Source organism: Methyloversatilis sp. XJ19-13 (assembly GCF_024580155.1).
Taxonomy (GTDB): domain Bacteria; phylum Pseudomonadota; class Gammaproteobacteria; order Burkholderiales; family Rhodocyclaceae; genus Methyloversatilis.
In genome coordinates, this window is the sequence record NZ_JANINH010000001.1 from 288,325 (window position 1) to 305,585 (window position 17,261).

The 17,261-nt window shown below is 62.5% G+C and carries 16 protein-coding genes; all 16 read right to left on the reverse strand.

Annotated features, from left to right (window positions below):
- Positions 1-44: 44 nt before the first annotated feature.
- Positions 45-1,691 (reverse strand): hypothetical protein, encoded by a 1,647-nt coding sequence (locus NMQ14_RS01475; protein WP_257092816.1) that lies wholly within the window; start codon positions 1,689-1,691, stop codon positions 45-47.
- 30 nt (positions 1,692-1,721) lie between these two features.
- Positions 1,722-2,972 carry a glycosyltransferase family 4 protein gene (locus NMQ14_RS01480; RefSeq protein ID WP_257092818.1) on the reverse strand — a complete coding sequence of 417 codons (1,251 nt, stop codon included), beginning with the start codon at positions 2,970-2,972 and terminating at the stop codon, positions 1,722-1,724.
- An 11-nt stretch (positions 2,973-2,983) separates the two neighbouring features.
- Positions 2,984-3,385, reverse strand: coding sequence for a hypothetical protein (locus NMQ14_RS01485; RefSeq protein WP_257092819.1), 402 nt, complete (start codon positions 3,383-3,385; stop codon positions 2,984-2,986).
- A 9-nt stretch (positions 3,386-3,394) separates the two neighbouring features.
- Positions 3,395-4,318: a hypothetical protein gene (locus NMQ14_RS01490; RefSeq protein ID WP_257092820.1), complete on the reverse strand. Its 924-nt coding sequence runs from the start codon at positions 4,316-4,318 to the stop codon at positions 3,395-3,397.
- Positions 4,319-4,372: 54 nt separating this feature from the next.
- On the reverse strand, positions 4,373-5,299 hold the full coding sequence (locus NMQ14_RS01495; RefSeq protein WP_257092821.1) for a hypothetical protein: 927 nt from the start codon (positions 5,297-5,299) through the stop codon (positions 4,373-4,375).
- A 49-nt stretch (positions 5,300-5,348) separates the two neighbouring features.
- On the reverse strand, positions 5,349-6,299 hold the full coding sequence (locus NMQ14_RS01500) for a glycosyltransferase (protein ID WP_257092822.1): 951 nt from the start codon (positions 6,297-6,299) through the stop codon (positions 5,349-5,351).
- Between the two features lie 14 nt (positions 6,300-6,313).
- On the reverse strand, positions 6,314-7,405 hold the full coding sequence (locus NMQ14_RS01505) for a glycosyltransferase (RefSeq protein ID WP_257092823.1): 1,092 nt from the start codon (positions 7,403-7,405) through the stop codon (positions 6,314-6,316).
- On the reverse strand, positions 7,402-8,361 hold the full coding sequence (locus NMQ14_RS01510) for a glycosyltransferase (RefSeq protein ID WP_257092824.1): 960 nt from the start codon (positions 8,359-8,361) through the stop codon (positions 7,402-7,404). The genes NMQ14_RS01505 and NMQ14_RS01510 overlap by 4 nt, the downstream gene beginning before the upstream one ends.
- 16 nt (positions 8,362-8,377) lie before the next feature.
- Positions 8,378-9,055 (reverse strand): polysaccharide deacetylase family protein, encoded by a 678-nt coding sequence (locus NMQ14_RS01515; protein ID WP_257092825.1) that lies wholly within the window; start codon positions 9,053-9,055, stop codon positions 8,378-8,380.
- Between the two features lie 201 nt (positions 9,056-9,256).
- The gene (locus NMQ14_RS01520; RefSeq protein WP_257092826.1) at positions 9,257-10,216 is read right to left on the reverse strand and encodes a glycosyltransferase; all 960 of its coding nucleotides are present in this window, start codon (positions 10,214-10,216) and stop codon (positions 9,257-9,259) included.
- On the reverse strand, positions 10,213-11,394 hold the full coding sequence (locus NMQ14_RS01525) for a glycosyltransferase family 4 protein (RefSeq protein WP_257092829.1): 1,182 nt from the start codon (positions 11,392-11,394) through the stop codon (positions 10,213-10,215). The genes NMQ14_RS01520 and NMQ14_RS01525 overlap by 4 nt, the downstream gene beginning before the upstream one ends.
- A gap of 1 nt (position 11,395) precedes the next feature.
- Positions 11,396-13,336 (reverse strand): hypothetical protein, encoded by a 1,941-nt coding sequence (locus NMQ14_RS01530; protein ID WP_257092831.1) that lies wholly within the window; start codon positions 13,334-13,336, stop codon positions 11,396-11,398.
- Entirely contained in the window at positions 13,333-14,358 is a 1,026-nt protein-coding gene (locus NMQ14_RS01535; RefSeq protein WP_257092833.1) for a hypothetical protein, read from the reverse strand. The genes NMQ14_RS01530 and NMQ14_RS01535 overlap by 4 nt, the downstream gene beginning before the upstream one ends.
- A complete protein-coding gene (locus NMQ14_RS01540) occupies positions 14,351-15,388 on the reverse strand; it encodes a glycosyltransferase family 2 protein (protein WP_257092835.1) in 1,038 nt (345 codons plus the stop codon). Before NMQ14_RS01540 ends, NMQ14_RS01535 begins: the two co-directional genes overlap by 8 nt.
- The gene (locus tag NMQ14_RS01545; protein ID WP_257092837.1) at positions 15,373-16,431 is read right to left on the reverse strand and encodes a glycosyltransferase family 2 protein; all 1,059 of its coding nucleotides are present in this window, start codon (positions 16,429-16,431) and stop codon (positions 15,373-15,375) included. Before NMQ14_RS01545 ends, NMQ14_RS01540 begins: the two co-directional genes overlap by 16 nt.
- On the reverse strand, positions 16,392-17,261 hold the full coding sequence (locus NMQ14_RS01550; RefSeq protein ID WP_257092839.1) for a bifunctional 2-polyprenyl-6-hydroxyphenol methylase/3-demethylubiquinol 3-O-methyltransferase UbiG: 870 nt from the start codon (positions 17,259-17,261) through the stop codon (positions 16,392-16,394). The genes NMQ14_RS01545 and NMQ14_RS01550 overlap by 40 nt, the downstream gene beginning before the upstream one ends.

Here is a 17,261-nt window from a genome sequence, read left to right on the forward strand (position 1 = left end):
CCTGCCGGCGTTCTGCAGATGAATGAGCAAGCTGAAACGGCGGCTCAGGTGCTGCGGTTCTCCATCGGCCGCGCGTCCAGTTCGTCCAGCATCCACTGCAGGGCGGCGAGCAGTTGCGCGGGGTCGACCGAGTAGTTCTCGAGCGGATTGTGCCAGCCTGCGCTGCCCGGTGAAGACGTACCGGGCAGGTCGGTTACCGCCTCCGGAGGCAGGTAATGCGGCGAACGTGTGGACGGGCTGGCAGCAAAAGCAGGGTAGTGACGCAGCGAGCCGTCGCTGCCGGCCAGCATGCATCGGTTCGAATGCACGATGCCCGGTGCATCAGCGAACCAGGCGACCTTGTGCTGCAGCGTTCCGTGATGGGCCACATAGCAATCGGCAAGCGACGTTGCGTGGATGCTCACCGGCAGCGGATCGCCGATCATTTCGAGTATCACGTACGGATGCGCGCAGTGCGCAGTCAGTGCTTCGGCGATGGCTCGTTCGGCCGCGATGGCAGCAGATTGGCGTACATTCGCTGCCGATTGCGTACGTGGGAGCGCGTAACCATCGAGCACCACGCCAAGCTTCGGATAGCGCGCGTGCAGCGTATCGAGGACGCATGCCATGCCCGACGCGAAGTCCTGCCAAGTGCGCGTATCGGCGCGCACGGTCAGCCACAGGATGGGCCAGTACTGCTGTCGGAGAAATTGCATGCGCTGGACAAGATCGGGGGGCGAGAGCGGCGCCACTGCCTGCTTGACACGCTGGATCAGCTGCGGCGTCAGTCGGCGCGATCCCGGGCGCAGCAAGAAAAGCCGCTCCGAAAGCACTGCCTCCGGAACCGCTGCCTCGCTCATCCGTTGAATATCCACCGTGCTCAGTTCCGGGAACACGCTGTCGAGGGGGGCGATCGGCTCGTGCACCACCCGCCAGCTTGCGATCGCCGGATCCACGCCACGATCGAGCAGTGCATGAATGCCGGGCAGCACGTTCCATATCTGATGGGCGAAATGGGTGTGGTCGACCAGTGCAGCCAGCGACCGGGTCGGGTGACCAAGATAGGCAACGACGGCGTCGGCCCTCACAATCGTGAAGGAACGAATCTGGTCCAGTTCGTTGCGACCCAGCCAGGCCCACGCGCTGCTACCCAGAAGAACGACCAGATCAAGCGCTGGGAGATAGAAATACAGCGGCGAAAACCCAGTCGTATCCCTGCCGACTGCGAGCAGCAGAGGGTGGCCCCCGGCGCGGAACACGTAATAGATGGGCTGACCGGTCTGCGCGAGCAGAGAACTGCTGCTTTCGATCCTCTCTCCACTGAACGGACAAATGCAGTGCATGCGTCCGCTGCGCATCGAAGCGCATTGCAGGACCACGGTGGCATCGTCATCGCTTAAAGGAATGCTACGCAGGATGTGTTCGAGCTTCAACCCGGCCTGTTTCAGCCACTCACCGTCGTCCGCAGACAGGTGGGTAGGGTCAATTACGCGGTACTGCTCGAAACGGCGCAGTACCGCCCTTACCCGGTGTTGGTCCAGTGGGAGCTGGGCGTAGAGGGGTTTCGAGCCTTGGCCGCCCTCACCGAGGGCGTACGACAGCAGCTGTCGGTACTGCCGGTGTTCGAAGCGCGCCAGACACGGCAGGCGCGACAGCAGGGCCAGCGTCAGGCCTGCAACCCGGCGCAGTGTCTTCGATAGAAGCGGGTGCATGGCAAGGTCAGGCGCGCGCCCTGTCCGCACTCATCGGCCACCCGGCGCAATGCCGGACCTTGCATCAAGCTGCAGCAGTTCGCGGTAAGTGCCCTGCACCGCCTCGACGTGCGTGCGAATAGCGAAAGTTTCATAGGCCATGCGTCGGGCGGCCTCGCCAAGCCGGATGCGCAACTCGGGCGAGTCGTGCAGTTCCTGAATGGTGTCGGCAAGTGAGTCGGCGTCGCCTGGACGGAACAGCAATCCTGTGCTGCCATGCTGAACCATTTCTAGGGCCCCCCCGTGGGCCGGCGCGATCAGCGGTCGTCCCAGGGTCATCGACTCGATCACCACGGTGCCGAGGGGCTCGGGCGAAATCGAAGCTGACAGCACGATGTCGAGTGCGTTGTAGGCTTCGGACATTGAGCTCAGGTGGCCGGCAAACACGACCCGTCCAAGAAACTCGGGGTGGGCGGCCAGTTCGCGAAGCTCCTGTTCATAGGGCTCGCATTCGTCGGGTGTACCACCGACGATGATGAGGTACATGCGCGGGTTGACCTGCAGCAGCCTGCGGCCGGCATCAAGGAACAGCCGTTGTCCTTTCCACGGAATGAGCAGTCCGACCAGCCCCACCGCGAAGCCACCCTCCGGTATGCCCCAGGCTGCACGCAGCCGGCTTGCGTCGGCCTCCGGGTCGAGCTTGTCTAGTTCGATGCCGTCGTAGATGCGGCGTATGCGGGCGCGAGGAATGCCGATCTTTTCGACTTCGGCAGCGATCCAGTCAGACACCGGAATGAACATGCGGGGCAATTGGAACAGGCTACGCATCATGAACGAACCACGCTGTTCGCCGCGTACGTGGCAGACCAGCGGCACACGCAGCAAGCTCGCCGCAAGCACTGCTGCGCGATTGCACAACGGCTCGTTGTTCACATGTACGAGATCCGGCTTCCAGCGCATCATGAACAATGTAGTCCTCAGGAAGCTCGGGAGGAAATTCACCAGGTCGTCGATGCGGGACAGGGCCTGGTTCAGCAGTGTGCCGAGCCACGGCAGCGACCGGGCCAGACGGCTGGCGAGCAGCCTGTTGCGCCAGTATGGAATGTCTATGATCCGGTCCGAAATGCAGAGCCATTCCGAATCGCGGCTGATGTCCTGGTAGAGCGGTCCGCCGCGGCCGGTCAGCACGACCGGTACGAACTGTTCCCGATCGAGATTGCGAACCAGATGGCGCAGGCAGATGACTGCACCACCGTAGCCGATTCCGTTTTCGACGAAAAGGATGCGTGCCGGAGAATTCACGATGGGGGCGGTCAGCGAGCTTTGCTCGGTATCGACTTGAGCATGGTGTTGATCAGGTTGAGATTGCTCTCCGCTTCCTGGCGCAGAAAGCAGTTTGGTTGATCCCGCGTGCCGCGCAGCGTGTACTCCATGTTCTTTCGCGCCGAATTCAGCAGTTCGGACTTCTTGCTGATGACGTGGGTTTTGCGCGCTTGGGCGATTTCGACCAGACCGGGGCAGTAGTGATTCGAATAGGCGCCGCAGCCGATGATCTGGAAACGGCTGTCGTTTTCGAGACCATCGATGTACTGCGCCAGGCAGTATTGCGGCAACGTCGCAATGATGACTGCGGGCGCCTTGTACTTTCCGGCCCAGGCCGAAGACGCACACAGCATGAAGGCGAAGTAGAAAAGGAAATGGCTCGCGCGGTGCATGTTATTGCCTCAACTGCCTTTGCGTGTGATGTCGGACAATCGGGCAATCAGCTGACCGGCGGTCTTCGCGTAATGCCCGCCCTTGAATCGGCAGGTGCCGATGAAGTGGACAAAGGCTGCCTGGCCGGCAACATAACGCGTGCAATCGCAGTATCTGGGATGCGGGAGCACCCTCGATGATTGCGAATTCGCGACCACGATATTCGACATGAACTGCTCGGTGCCCCAGTCCGACCATCGATCACCGGTGACGGCGCGCATCTGATTCGACCATGCGCCCAGCCGATCCGGAACGATGCATCCTTTTGCGAATCCGCTGAAACCGGAGCACCCCCTTATGTAAAGCATGGAGTCGAAGTTGTCCAGCGCATCGAGGCGGGATTCCGCGATCAGCTGGATGTGCGGCCGCTCGCCCTGAACATGACGCAGCGCGACTTCGCGCCGCTCCTTCATGGTTTCCGGCGTCTGCTGGTCCCAGGTGCCGATCGCAAAGGATGTGTTGGTGCGTACGCACTCTGCGACTTCCGGCACTGTGTCCAGTGTGAGCGTGTCTGCATCGAGCTGGATGGTGTAGCGGTCCTTGACCAGATGTGCGATGGCGATGAGCCTTTCCCATGTCCCTCCGCGCGGACAATCGCTTCTCCGGAAATCTTCCGCGCGCAGCATCACGTGGCCCGGTACATGCTGCGCCAGTAGTCGTCTGTCTTCGCAGGTCAGGCTGCCATCATCGACGATGTGTACGCTCGCCGGCGCCAGCCTGCTGCTGAACGATTTCACCGCCAGCAGGTACATCGTCAGGTCGGCATGCCGGATCTGGCTGAGCAGTCCGAAACCGGATGACGGATCGAGGCGCAGCGGCCCGGTCGCATAAATGTTCCGCGTCCGGTAATCGAAGCAGGTGCGTGCGATCGAATTTTTCAGTCTGAACATCATGATGAGTGAAGGCCTGGTGACATGGCGGGCGGCACAGGAAGGTCAGGCGGGCCGTCAGGCCACGAGGCGCCGGCAGAAATCGAAAAATTCATCGCTGACCTCGCGCGACCAGTTCGGATGGGCGGCGCGCAGATCCTCCGCACTCTGTCGGCCGTAAATGCGCAGATAACGTTCCTTCAATTCACTCAGCGCACAACGCTCCAGCACCATGCGCCAGAAGTAGGCGCCACGGAAGCGCCAAAGGCCATCAACCAGATTGGGCGTGGAAATCCCTCCGACATGGAATATTTCGCCGCTGGGCGTCGGCGATGCGGGGAAGTCAGCCAGAAACGTCAGTGTCTGACCTTCCGCCTGACCCAGCATCATCAGCACCCGCAGCGTATCGAAGTAATCCTTGTGCACTTCCGGCAGACGGTCCTCCGCCAGGCCGTGCCGGGAGAGTGTCTGCTGACATGCATCGGGCAGTTGTGTCCAGCGGATCGGCCGGCTGGTGACGCCATAGCGCGACTTCAGTGACTGGATCGCTGCGCGATTGAAGAACAGGAAGAAGGTTTCCGGTACCCGCAAGCCCGACTCCGGGTGCCGGCGCGAGAAACAGGCGTTCATCACGCTGCCTGCCTGCAGTTCGCGCATGCGGTCGAAATGCACCGGGTCCAGTACGAAGCAGTCGTAGTCGAGAATGCCGAAATCGCCATCCAGGTTGTCGAAAAGCAGGTCAAGCACTTGATCGTGCTCCATCAGGGCTTCGCACGCCACGACGCATTGGCCGGGGAACACTTGCCGGGCGAGTTTCACTTCCCATGCCGGCAGGCCATTCAGCACGATCAGCCGGTCGATGTGCGCGGGCATTTTCTGCAGTGCCAGTCGCGCTACGTGCAGGCTGCCGGGCATCACGATGACGGCGAACGGTCGGGAAGTTCGCAACGCGCGCAGGCGCTCTGCGAACTGCTCCAGTTGGCGGTTGCGAAATCGCCATTTCAAGGCTTGTCTGACGCGGGCGATCGGATTCATCGGCGTGGCGTGTCCAGGATCATGAGGTCGGGTAGCGGCTCTGCTTCAGGCGCGCCAGAAGTGCGGCCGGAAGCAGGCTGAGTGCTGAATACTTCAGCGCTCGGGAGGTGGGGCATTCGCGCAGACTGTCGCGAAAGGCCTGTCTTGCTTCGGACAATCGACCGACCGAAAAATACCAGTAACCCAGATCGCTGATCGCCCCGGCGACCATGCGGTCGGTGTCGACGCCAGCGGCACGGAAAGCGTCTTGCCCCCAGAGCCGCATCCGCTCGGCCACCACGACGAAGTCCTTCAGCATTGGCTCAGTGGCGCGCGTGCTGTTGTTCGCGTGCAGCCTGTACTGTCCGAGCACTTCCGGAAGGCAGATCAATCCGTGCGCCGACGTCAGACGCAGCCAAAGTTCGTAGTCTTCGCCGTAACGTATCGACTCATCGAACAGCCCGCACTGGTCAAGCGCACTGCGTCGCATGAACGCCAGACTGGTATTGATGAAATTAACCCGCGCGAGCCGCCCGAGCGCGTTGTCCAGCGGCTCGGCGCGCGCCTGTACCAGCATGTCGCGCACGCCGTGACGTTGCCACCATGATTCGATGGTCACCGTGCCTTCGCTGTCTATCGCCTGCTTGTCCGCGGTCACGAGCGCGACCTGTGGATGGCAGGCAAAGCTGTCGAGCACGCGGGCGACCGCGTCCGGAAACCATGTGTCATCTGCGTCGAGCAGGCCGATGATGTCGCCGGTGGCCAGCCTGATGCCATGGTTGCGTGCAGCGGATGGCCCGGCGTTGGCCTGCTTCACGTACTGCACCCGATCGCCATAGAGTCGGTGCACCAGTGCTTCGCTGTCGTCGCGCGAGCCGTCGTCGATCACGATGATCTGATCCGCGGCATGGGTTTGCGCAAGCACGCTGTCTAGCGCCATCGGCAAGTAGCGCTCGCAGTTGTAGCTAGGAATGATCACTGACATTCGCATGCGCACGCCCTCTCCTAGACCCGTTGCCAGGCCAGGAAAGCGGCCGCGGCCAGCGAGGCGGCGATCAACATTCGTGCCTGCCAGCCGAATACGGTGGGTTCGACCTCCAGACTATCCCGGCCCATCCATGCTGCCTGCTCGCGGATGAATACCGGATCCTTCCTGCGATCGGCACGTCCGGCCAGAAATCCGTACATGCCGGCGATGCGCACGACTTCCATCAGCCACAGGGTTTTCCAGATCATCACGGAGCGACCGGTGCACAGTCCAGCGTGACGGGCCTGTGGCCAGAGATTGCGATGAACATGGCTGAATCCGACTGCCGCCGCAGCGAGCAGGAATGCCGGGTGCAGCATGCCCAGCAAGGCAAATGCTGCGAAAAATCCGTGGGTCTTGATGTTCGACCAGTAGCCGTAGAGGGCCAGTCCGATACGTCCGTTGCCGCGTGCATAGTTGAAGTACTGGCGATACAGACCGCGCAGCGACTGCCGGGGACGCCACCACACGCGAGCTTCCCGAGCGAAGGCAAAGCGCAGGCCAAGTTCGCGCAGACGTATGTTGTACAGCGTGTCCTCGGCGGCGTAGAGCCACTCCGGGTAACCGGCGACCGCGTTCCATGCCGATCTGCGAAAGGCGATAGATCGACTCGACGGGTAGTAGCGCGCCTGTTCGCTGTCCTCCCGGTCCGGCGGATCAGTCGCCAGCACGCTGGCCAGTTCGAAGTCGTTGTGCGTTTCGAACGCGTAGTTGCCGGCAATCACATCCGGTGTGTCCGGGCCGGCAGCGGTGCGCGCCAACTGCTCAAGCCAGGTCGGCTCCGCACGACAGCCGGCGTCGGTCGCGGCGATCCATTCGTGGCGCGCCGCTGCGATGCCCAGATTGCGGCCCTGCGAAATATTGCAGTCCTGGCTGATCAGCGTAATGCGGCCATCACGGGCGTAGCCTTGCAGGATGTCCAGCGTGCCATCGGTGCTCACCCCGTCGACGATGATGATTTCCGCCGGCGCGAAGGTCTGCATCAGAAGAGAGTCGATGAAGGTGGCGATCGACTCCCGTTCGTTTCGCACCGTGGCAATCACCGAAAATTCCAGCAAGGGGATGGTCACGGTGTACGGCTCCGGGACATCTGTCTGGATCCGGAAATGACGCCCATGAAATGCCAGATGATCATTTCCTGCCGGAATGCCTCGTCCGCGGGACGCGACAGGGTCATCGACAGCGTGCGCGCGGCCGCACGCAGCAACTGCATGATCAGGTAACGCGGAACGCCGAACAGCAGATTCGCGTCCGGCAATGGCGCCGACAGCGCCTCGTTGCGGCTGCACTGGTAGCGCCAGCGCCGGAAATAGCTCTTGCGCAGCCGGAACGCTTCAACTTTGTGGTGCACGCGGATGTCCGGCGCATAGATGATCCGTCCGCCGGAGGCCTGCACGCGCCTGAACAGATCCCATTCCTCACCACCAGCCAGCACATTGCCCTTGCGTCCGAGCGCGGTGTCGAACATGCCGAGCTGGTCGAATACTTCGCGCCTGAAACCCATGTTCGCACCAAATGGCAGTTCATCGGCTTCGCCCAGTTCGAACGGACCGCGCGTGTCCATGCGGATCGCGATGAAGCCGTGGAAGCGCTCGGTGAGCCAGGCAGGCGGCGCGTGCTCCCAGATCGGTGCAATGTAACCGCCGAAAGCGGCGCAATCATGACTGTGCATCAGCGCCATCGCGCGCCGCAGCCAATCCTTCTCGGGCAGCACGTCATCATCTGTGAATACGATCAGCGCGCCGCGGGCTTCGGTGATGCCAAGGTTGCGTGCGTGCGACAGGCCCTGTGCCGGCTGAAACAGGTAGCGGCAGTCCAGGGTGGGATGCGCCTCGCAGAAGCGCTCCACGGTGGACCGCGTGTCGTCGCGCGAATTGTTGTCCACCACCAGCAGTTCCCACTGCCCGGTCCCGACATCCTGTGCCGCCAGCGCAGCCAGCGTATCGGCCAGCGACGCGCATCGATTATAGGTGCAGACAATGACGCTGGCGTCTGGTGGCGTGCGCGGGGTCGGATGATCAGTCATGGTGGTTCCGGATCGGTCAGGCTGCGACATGAAGGCGTGCCAGCACGCGCCTTGCCTGATAGCGCAATTGCTTGACCAGGCTGCCGTCATTGGTGCCCAGCGCGAGCTTGCGCCTGAGCGCAGTCGGGCTGTCGCTGCCGAACACATCGAGACGACGCAGCGCAAGACGATCCGCATCGCGTCGATTGAATCCGGGCTGAACCGAAAATGCGGCACGGTAGCCTGCCTGACGGGCTCGTGTCATCACCCTGTCGTCGTGGCGTCCGTAAGGGTAGGCCAGCACATCGACGGCTTCATCGAGGGTTGCGAGGTCGGCGCGCGATCCCCTCAATTCGTCGTTCAGTGCTTCGTCATCAAGTTCGGTGAGATCGACATGGCGGCGTCCGTGGGACTGCACCGCCCATCCGGCATCCCGCAACGTGCCCAGCTCCGCCGCATCGAGCAGCCGGCGGCTGCGATCTTCGGCGTCAGGCGCCATCGACCAGTCGGCGGGCTGCCCCAGACGCTGGCTCACCATGAATACCGTTGCCGGCCAGCCGAGCCGGGACAGCACTGGCAGCGCGTGATCCAGAACGCCGCAGAAACCGTCGTCGAAGGTGATCAGAAAACTGTCTTGTGGCAATTCGGCTCGTCCGTCCAGCCAGTCGAGAAAGTCCGTCAGGCCGCACGCGCGGTAGCCGTGCCGCGACAGCATGTTCATCTGCGCCGCGAACAGGGACGGTGAAACCGAATAATGCCCGTCCCATCCGGATCTCTGTTCGCCTATGCGGTGATACATCAGCACGGAAATGCGTTGTGTCATCATGTGGTCGAAGTACGGCGGTCGGAAGCACAGTTCAGCCTGTTCTTTTACAGACTTTCGCCGATGCCGGCTGTGACGCTTGCCAAATCGGATCTACTTTCGTTCAAGTCCCGAAACCACCCGCCGGAACAGCGGCAAGGGCAGCAGCGCCGGAAGCAGGTAGGGAAGGTCGCCCGGCCGCCAGGCGCCGATGCGCAGGCTCTGCCTGAACAGCTTCTGCGCCGACACGAGGTCGCGCTTCCAGAACGCCGCATACGCGGCGCGCAGCAGCGCACCATCAACCATGTCCTGCAAAACGTCGGGCGCCAGATGGGCCATCCGCTGAGGATGCTCGCGGACAAAATCACGCCGTACGATCCAGGCGTCGATTACCTGACGCCACTTCACCGCTGAAATCTGCCCCGCGCCATGCCAGCGATAGTAGGCGAGCACGCGCGGAACGCGCACGATGTTCTGGCTGTGGGCGTATGCGCGCAACCAGAAGTCGTAGTCCATGGAGGCGAAACGCCGGGTGGAAAAGCCGCCGATCGCGTCCACCACCTGACGTCGAACCAGCGCAGCATGGATGGGCCAGGGGCACACGGTCAGGAAGTGCGAGCAGGTGTCCTCATATTCATAGGCGGGCGGTACATAAGGCTCACTGCCCTGCATGACGGCGCCGACGTTCTGCCAGCCGCAGTAGGCGAGATCGGCCTGCCGCTCAAGCAGCGTGTGCAGCAATGCGTGCAGACAGTCCGGCTCCCAGTAATCGTCGGCATCGAGGAAGGCGATGAAGTCGCCGCGGGCGTGCCGAAGGCCCAGATTGCGCGCCGGATAGGGACCGGCGTGCGGTGCATGTAGCAGCGTCAGCCGCGGGCCGTAGTCGCTCTGCAGACGCTGCACGATAGCCACCGATTCGTCGGTGGAACTGTCGTCCACCACCAGCAGTTCGACCTCGACAGCCTGCTGGTCGAGCGCGCTGCGCACCGCTTGCTCAACGTGGGCGGCAGCGTTGTAGCACGGCATCACGACCGATATCAGGCGGCTTGCGGTGGTGTCTGGCATATCGGTCATGCTGCCTGGCCAGCTGTGTTCTGTGTGGGGTCGGAGCGTGGTGCGTCGACGCCGTAGAAGGGCAGTGCCTGCTCGACGACGCTGTCCCAGCTGAAGCGCCGGGCGAAGGCACGGCAGGCTTCCGGATCGAAACGAAGTTCGCCGGACAGTACCTTGCGCAGCGCGCTGACCAGCGAGGTTACGTCGGTGTCGTCGACAAAGAGGCCGGAACGGCCTTCATCGACTGCTTCGGCTGCGCCGGCGAGACGGGCGGCGAGCACCGGTGTGCCGGCCGCGTTCGCTTCGATGTACGCGATGCCGAAGCCTTCATGGCTGCCCTGCTCGATCGAGGCGGCGAGCACGAAAAGATCAGCCCGGGCGAGTGCGCTGCGCAGCGCATCGAAGGCAAGGCGACCGGTGAACTCGACCCGGTCCGCGATGCCCAGTTCGGCTGCCAGCGCCTGCAATTCGGTGCGGCGGGCACCTTCTCCGACGACGCGGTAATTGAAGGCATGATCGGGTGCAAGCTGGGCAAGTGCCCGCAGTACCTGGTCGATGTTCTTGCGCCGCTCGTCGAGCCGGCACACCGTTACCAGCTCCATATCGGGATGCAGACGCGGTCCCGGTTGCACATCGAAGAACGCGGGCGATACCCCGACCATTGCCGGAATCACCTTGCCACGGCAGGCCGGCAGCTGCGCGAGCAGCACGTCTGCGGTGTAGCGGCTGTTCGCCAGTATGGCGCGCGCGCGGGGCAAGTTGCGCGCGACACTCCGGCGGGTCAGCGGCCGTGCCAGCCAGTACTCTATCGTCGGACGCAGGGAGTCGGATTTCCACAGCAGGGGGATGCGGCCCAGGTTGGGCCGCTCCACGGGCAGGTAGGGATCAAGAAAATCATTGCCGTGCACGGATATGACCACCGGAGCGACCTCCGCTGCGACCCACGCATAGCAGGCGTTCATTACGTGCCACGCGTCGATGCCCGGGGTGGCCAGGATGGCTCGATCCGCATGGCGGCGTTCGCGCAGCACGCGGCGTACCTCGACGCCCGGTATGCCCGCTTCGGTATCCGGCCCGGTACGTGTAAATACGGTCACCGTATGGCCGCGAGCCGCCAGCGCGCGCACGAACTCGACCGCGTAGGTCTGCATGCCACCCAGTTCGGGCGGAAATTCGGGGGCCACCACGCCGATGTGCATGTCAGCGATTCCCGTGGCCGATCATCCAGCCCCGTGGTGCAAGCTCGATCTGGGTCTGGCTGATCGACATGCCGACGCCATCCTGCCAGGTCCAGTCTGATGGCAGCGGGCAGCGCACCGGTTCGGCGCCGCTGTTGACCAGCAGCAGCGCGGGTACGCCGTCGCGTCCGAGATTGATCTGGCGCAGACCGGATTGTTCGGGCAGCCGGAAGAAGTGCTGCCTGGCCACTGGAGTGCATTCGGCATTGGCGCCGAGCAGCGAAGGTGGCAGACCCATGTTCAGTTCATCCAGATCCAGCACGACGTCCGCCAGCCAGTGCAGCCATTCGCTTCGCGCTTCGTGCAGCCAGGCCTGGTAAAGCGCTTCCGCCCAGAAGCCCAGCGCATAGCGGTGGTAGCTCATGTCCTTCCAGCGCTTGTCCAGGCCGCTCTGATGCACGAAGCGCAGCCCTTCGGTCAGCACCTGGTCGCGCATCGCGCTCGGGTGACGGCGCTGATGGCGTGCCAGATCCATCAGATTGACCGCATGATAATCATGCGCGAAGCCGATGGCGGATAGTTCGCGGTCGATGTAGCCGCCGGGCATCACCAGTCGCGGAAAGAGTCGCTTGATACGGGGTAGCAGGGGGATCAGATATTTCCAGCCCAGACGTTTCAGTGCCCGCTTCCAGACCGGCAGTGCCCGCGCACGGTCTGTCGGCAGGAAGCTCAGGCCGATGACCCGGAACAACAGGCCGTAGAGCGCCTGGGCCGGGCGCAGCGCGAGCACCGCTTCGGTGGCCCGGTTGGCGGATGCGACCAGTGCCGCGTACTGCGTGTCACCGGTCGTGTCCGCGTAGCGATCGAGCGCGACCGTGGTGTCGAGATGGGAATTCAGGACCAGCAGGTTCGACGGCGACTTGCCCAGTGCCGTCGAGCGCAACCAGCGGCCCGGACCGCTGCGCAGGGCGGCTTCGCTGCGCTCGAGTTCGTCGTGCAGTAACCAAGTGCCGCAATCGAGTGTGTCGGTCCCTTGGGCAACGAAGGCTGCCGCACGGGTCAGCGCGTGGCGCAGGACAGGATCATCGCGCTCGTCGAGCGCATCCATCAGCAGGTGCATGGCGCTGCAATGCAGCCGGTAGTGCGATTCGTTGTGTTCGGTCCATTCCCCGTGCCGCCAGCCGCCGTCTTCGCCCTGACGGGCGAGTACCGACAGCAACACCTGCTGCCGTAAGGGCTCGGCGATGGACAGTCCCATGCCCTGAAGCCAGCCGGTCAGTGCGACAAAAATGGCGTGGGCATCGTTCTCCGAGCAGATCTTGCGGTGGTGAGGCCAGGCAAAGCGGGATTCGTGGACCTGTCCATGGACAATATGGATGTAGCAGTCGGCCGGTGTGTCGATCCGGCTGTGCGATCCCCACAGGTAACACGGGTCCGGACGGCCGGCGACGAGACTGTCTGTCAGTGCCTTGCAGGCCTGGGGGACGGACCAGACCACCGCCTGGAAGCGCCCGGTTTCCGGCAACACGAACTCGACATCGAGTCCGTCCGGCGCGCTCGCGAGAGCGCCGACGCCAACCGTGGACTCGCGCACTATGTGCCCATGCGGACCGAAGACGCGCACCACCGGCAAGCGGGGCAGCCAGTACAGAGGGGCATGCTCGTCACCGGGTTGCAGCAACCAGCCGCCGCACTGACTTGTCGTCAACCGGTAGCGGCCGTCGACATGCAGGCGCAGCGTTTCGCCCGCCTGGCACGCGCAGTCGATCGAAGCGGCCACGGCGCCGCTTTCGTGCCGGTCCAGAAGCACATTTGTCGGCGGATCTTCGACCAGGAACCGCGTCATGCGGGCGGTGGTCGCGACGACACGGCCGGGCAAGGCGAACAGGCCTGCCAGGGAAGAGAACGCTGGAATGGTATCTGCAGCCGGTGGCTGCATGAAGTGGTCGGCTGTGCTCGTCATTTCCTGCGCGATTCCGCCCAGCGACGATTCAGTTGCCAGATGCCTTGTGGACACGGACCAAAATGTCCGCGCCAGAAGTCCGCGATGCCACGCAACCAGGCGTGGTTGACCGGACTGTTGAAAGCCGCGCACAGACTCCGGTAGAGACTGCGCAATCGTTCCGGCAACGGGGCACCTCCCGTCAAGTGGTTGAGTCCGTGCAGGAAGTGCGGACGGAACCAGCGAAAAACGGAAAGGTGGATCGCGATGCGTCCGCGCAGGGGCAGGTTCCGCCGCGCCCACAGCATGCAATTGCGGAATGTGAAGCAGATCTTGACGTGGCGGTAGCCGCCATCATCCGATCGGCGCGCCAGCACCGCCTCAAGCGCCTGGTGGCGCAGCGCGTGTAGCAGGACACCGCAACTGGCTCGTGCCAGACCCTGCAGGGTCTGGTGCAGCGCATTGCCGTCGTTCTCGGAGAACATCCGCAAGTCATTGGGCCAGGCCTTGCGCTTCTCGAACACAGTGCCCGACACCAGGCGCTGGTAGACATCGGCACCGCTGGCCACCACGGTGTGCGAGCCCTGCATGAACCAGCGCGGGCGCTCGGGACCACCGATTGGGCTGTGTGCAAGGCTCGCCAGCATGCGCCAAACGTCAACCTCGACAACCCCGGTCTGGCCAAATGAAAGCAGCGTCTGCCCAACCTCCGGACGCGCCTCCGTCATTCCAACTTTTGTCATGCCGAGCAGCCGCCCCAATGCATCGCGCACCACCAATTGCGGCAAATGAGGCAGCCAGTAATGCCAATCTTGGCCCTCCAGTGGCTCGATACAGATACCCCCGTCAGGCGGCATCCTCAGCCGGTGACCTTCCGGCAAACGCAGCACCAGGGGGGCCTCTACGCGCAGGTGGGTGCAAGCCGGCTCGGCGTCAGAACCGGGATGCTCCGACGCACTGCGCGGCGCGCCTGCAGCGGCGTTTGGCGCCTCTAAGGTCGAGTCCAGCGACAGGCCCTGCCGATCTGACATCGCGTCAGTCACGTGCCGCCTTCCAGCGCTGATGCAACGCCATTACATCGGGCGGGCAAGGGCCAAAGCGTCGTCGAGCATGGTCGCGTATGCCGCACAGGATCGCCCGATTGATCGGGCTAGTGAAGGCATCGCGTGCCTGCCAGAAGAAGGGCTTGAGGCCGCGCGACGCCAGCACGCGCCACTGGAAGAGCGGCCGCCCGAGGCGGTTCCAGACGATTGCTGCCATGCGCCGCATGATCTTCAGCCGCCGCGACCAGGTCAGGTTCTCGCGCGCCCACAGCAAGCGATTGCGGAACGTGTAGTACACCTTCAACGGCGACTCCTCCGCGCCGAAGCTCGCTGAAACTTTGTGCCAGATTCGGGCCTGTGGCGCGTAGACGAGCGAATAGCCAGCACGTTGCACGCGCGTACAGAGGTCAATTTCTTCGTAGTTCAGAAAGTAGCGGCTGTCCAGCAAGCCCACCTGCTCCAACACCTCGCTGGGCACGAACATTGCGCTGCCAACGATGAACTCCGTGGCGACTTCGTGGTCACGCTGCCCCTGGTCGATTTCGCCGTCACCGATCTGCGCGAAGCATTGGCCGGCCTCGTCCCAACGCCCACCGGCCCACCAGATCCGTTTGGGATCGGCGTGGTAATAGGTCTTTGGTCCGATGATGCCGGCCTGTGGATGCCGAGCGTGGGCAGCCAGCAGCTGTTCAATCAGGTCGGGCGCCACCTCAGTGTCGTTGTTGAGCAGCAGCACGTGGCTGGCACCCAATGATCTCGCATGCCGGATGCCGACGTTGTTGCCTTCCGCAAAGCCAAGGTTCTCGCCGGTCGGCAGCAGATCCACATTCGGGAAAGCCTGGCGAATTGCCAGTACCGAGTCATCGACCGAGCCGTTGTCTACGACGATAATCCGGGGCGTCGCAGGCGACACCAGACGCAGCGATGCGAGACAAGCCAGAGTGTCGGCCTTGCCATTCCAATTGAGGACGACGACGGCTACGGATGAAACGGTACTCGTAGTCTCGCTGGCGGCTACGACAGTCGCCATAGCAGGTGTCGGTTCAGCCATGCTCGTGCTTGCATCGGTAGCTGCCATATTGAGTGCTGCAGGTGCGGGTAGCGGCGTGCCAAATTGTTCCAGTCGTCCATGATTCCAGCGTCAGTGCCGGCGGCACGCGCGTGGTTGCCGGCCCAAAACGCGTCCTTTGCAAGCTTGCGTTGAAAGTTGACAGGCTCGAGCAACGCTGCTGCGGCCTTGCGCAGCGCTTTATATTCAGCTGCGTAGGCGAACTGATGCAAGAGGACCAATCGGTCGAGCGTCGAACTACGGAATGATTTGCGTTGGGCGTTTTGCTGCGAAGTGGACGCCCCATGCACGCGAAATGAAGCGCGCGACTCGGGCAGCCATGCCATGCCAAGCTGACTGCACACCCGCAACCAGTATTCGACGTCACAAAATTGAATGAGGTCGGCATTGAATCTGCCAAATCGTTCGAAGACACGACGGTGAATTAGGGCACAGGTCGGTTCGCCAAAATAGTTACACCACCCTCGAGCTGCGACGAAATAAGCCTCTACAACCGCTGGGCCATCAAGTTCGAATCGATTGCCAAACACCGACTTCAACGTAGGGAGAGCTTGGTAGTGGGCGACGATGTCTGCCGCAATGCCCTCTTCGAACAAGAACTCTCGGCTGCAGAAAACCACTTCTCGCTTGGTCCGTTCAGCCAGGGAAAGTAGTTCGTGCAAACAGTGCGAATCAAGCAAATCATCCTGGAAAACAAATTTTATCCACTCGCCACGTGCGTTCTCAATGCAGCAATTCCAGTTGCCAACAAGGCCAAGGTTGCGCTCATTGCGTAACACACGGACACGATCATCACCGACAGCGAATTCCTGAGCTATCGCGAACGTGGCGTCACTCGAGCCATCGTCGACGACAAGAAGCTCGAAGTCAGTCTCGGTCTGCGCGAGTACGCTGGCTAGGCAATCGTGCAGCCAGCGCTGCCCGTTGTACGCCGGAACGCAGACCGAAACTTTCGGTGCACTTGTCATTTGCGCGAACCGACGATACGCGAAAGCCAGCGCCATGCGCGCAAAGGCGGCCGGCTTTCAATCCACGACAGCTTGGATTCAAGCGCCGCAATCTCACGTTCGCGCTTGTGCGACAGCGCCTCAAGATCGGAGAGTCTTTCCCGTACCTGAGCAGTCGAACTGGAGCCGAGTCCCGCGCCCGGCGCAACGGGGATCGCTTTCACGACGTACTGGTAGGTACAGGCCTCAAGATTGTGCCGATTAGCGTAGGCGAGGATCGCGTGCTGCTCGGGCGTAGAGATATTGGTTCCAAACTCAGTCCTTTCCGGCGCGACTTCGACACGTTCAAGTACGGTGACTGTGAAGTCAGCGTCCTCCAACATCCGCAGCAGATTCTTGCGGGTGAAGAATCGGACATGCGTGTCGTCTAGCAACCCTTTCGGCTGATAATCAAAGCGGCCGTGCAGCAGTTCAAACGCGATCGACACATGCGCCATATTAGGCACTGAGACAACGAGGCAGCCACCGTCGGCAAGAAAGGGCCGCACCTTGCGCAGCACCGCCAGTGGGTTGCGCAAATGCTCAAGTACGTCGCCGAAGGTGATGACGTCAAAGCGTGCTTCACCTAGCAGCGACGCGAGGTCGATCTGCTCGATATCGCCAGTGATGACGCGATCACAAAAGCGCTTGGCTACCTCGGCTGCCTCGGGATTGATTTCAAGTCCAGTGACACGGCAGTTCATCTTGCTAGTCAACACCTTCGTAGATGCGCCCGAGGAGCACCCTACCTCGAGCACGCGCTTGCCATCTCCCACCAAGCGAACCACGCGAGCCGGCGCGATCGGTGATGTCAGGTCGAGATCGTATTCGTAAAGTTTCTGATCCAT

Bases quoted from the DNA above. Each gene is read 5' to 3' on its own strand.
- NMQ14_RS01490 (WP_257092820.1), bottom strand. From the start codon at position 4,318: ATGATGTTCAGACTGAAAAATTCGATCGCACGCACCTGCTTCGATTAC.
- NMQ14_RS01515 (WP_257092825.1), bottom strand. From the start codon at position 9,055: ATGCTGTCGCGGCACGGCTACCGCGCGTGCGGCCTGACGGACTTTCTC.
- NMQ14_RS01525 (WP_257092829.1), bottom strand. From the start codon at position 11,394: ATGCACATCGGCGTGGTGGCCCCCGAATTTCCGCCCGAACTGGGTGGC.
- NMQ14_RS01540 (WP_257092835.1), bottom strand. From the start codon at position 15,388: ATGGCGACTGTCGTAGCCGCCAGCGAGACTACGAGTACCGTTTCATCC.
- NMQ14_RS01485 (WP_257092819.1), bottom strand. From the start codon at position 3,385: ATGCACCGCGCGAGCCATTTCCTTTTCTACTTCGCCTTCATGCTGTGT.
- NMQ14_RS01475 (WP_257092816.1), bottom strand. From the start codon at position 1,691: ATGCACCCGCTTCTATCGAAGACACTGCGCCGGGTTGCAGGCCTGACG.
- NMQ14_RS01510 (WP_257092824.1), bottom strand. From the start codon at position 8,361: ATGACTGATCATCCGACCCCGCGCACGCCACCAGACGCCAGCGTCATT.
- NMQ14_RS01530 (WP_257092831.1), bottom strand. From the start codon at position 13,336: ATGACGAGCACAGCCGACCACTTCATGCAGCCACCGGCTGCAGATACC.
- NMQ14_RS01550 (WP_257092839.1), bottom strand. From the start codon at position 17,261: ATGGATCAGAAACTTTACGAATACGATCTCGACCTGACATCACCGATC.
- NMQ14_RS01545 (WP_257092837.1), bottom strand. From the start codon at position 16,431: ATGGCGCTGGCTTTCGCGTATCGTCGGTTCGCGCAAATGACAAGTGCA.
- NMQ14_RS01520 (WP_257092826.1), bottom strand. From the start codon at position 10,216: ATGACCGATATGCCAGACACCACCGCAAGCCGCCTGATATCGGTCGTG.
- NMQ14_RS01500 (WP_257092822.1), bottom strand. From the start codon at position 6,299: ATGCGAATGTCAGTGATCATTCCTAGCTACAACTGCGAGCGCTACTTG.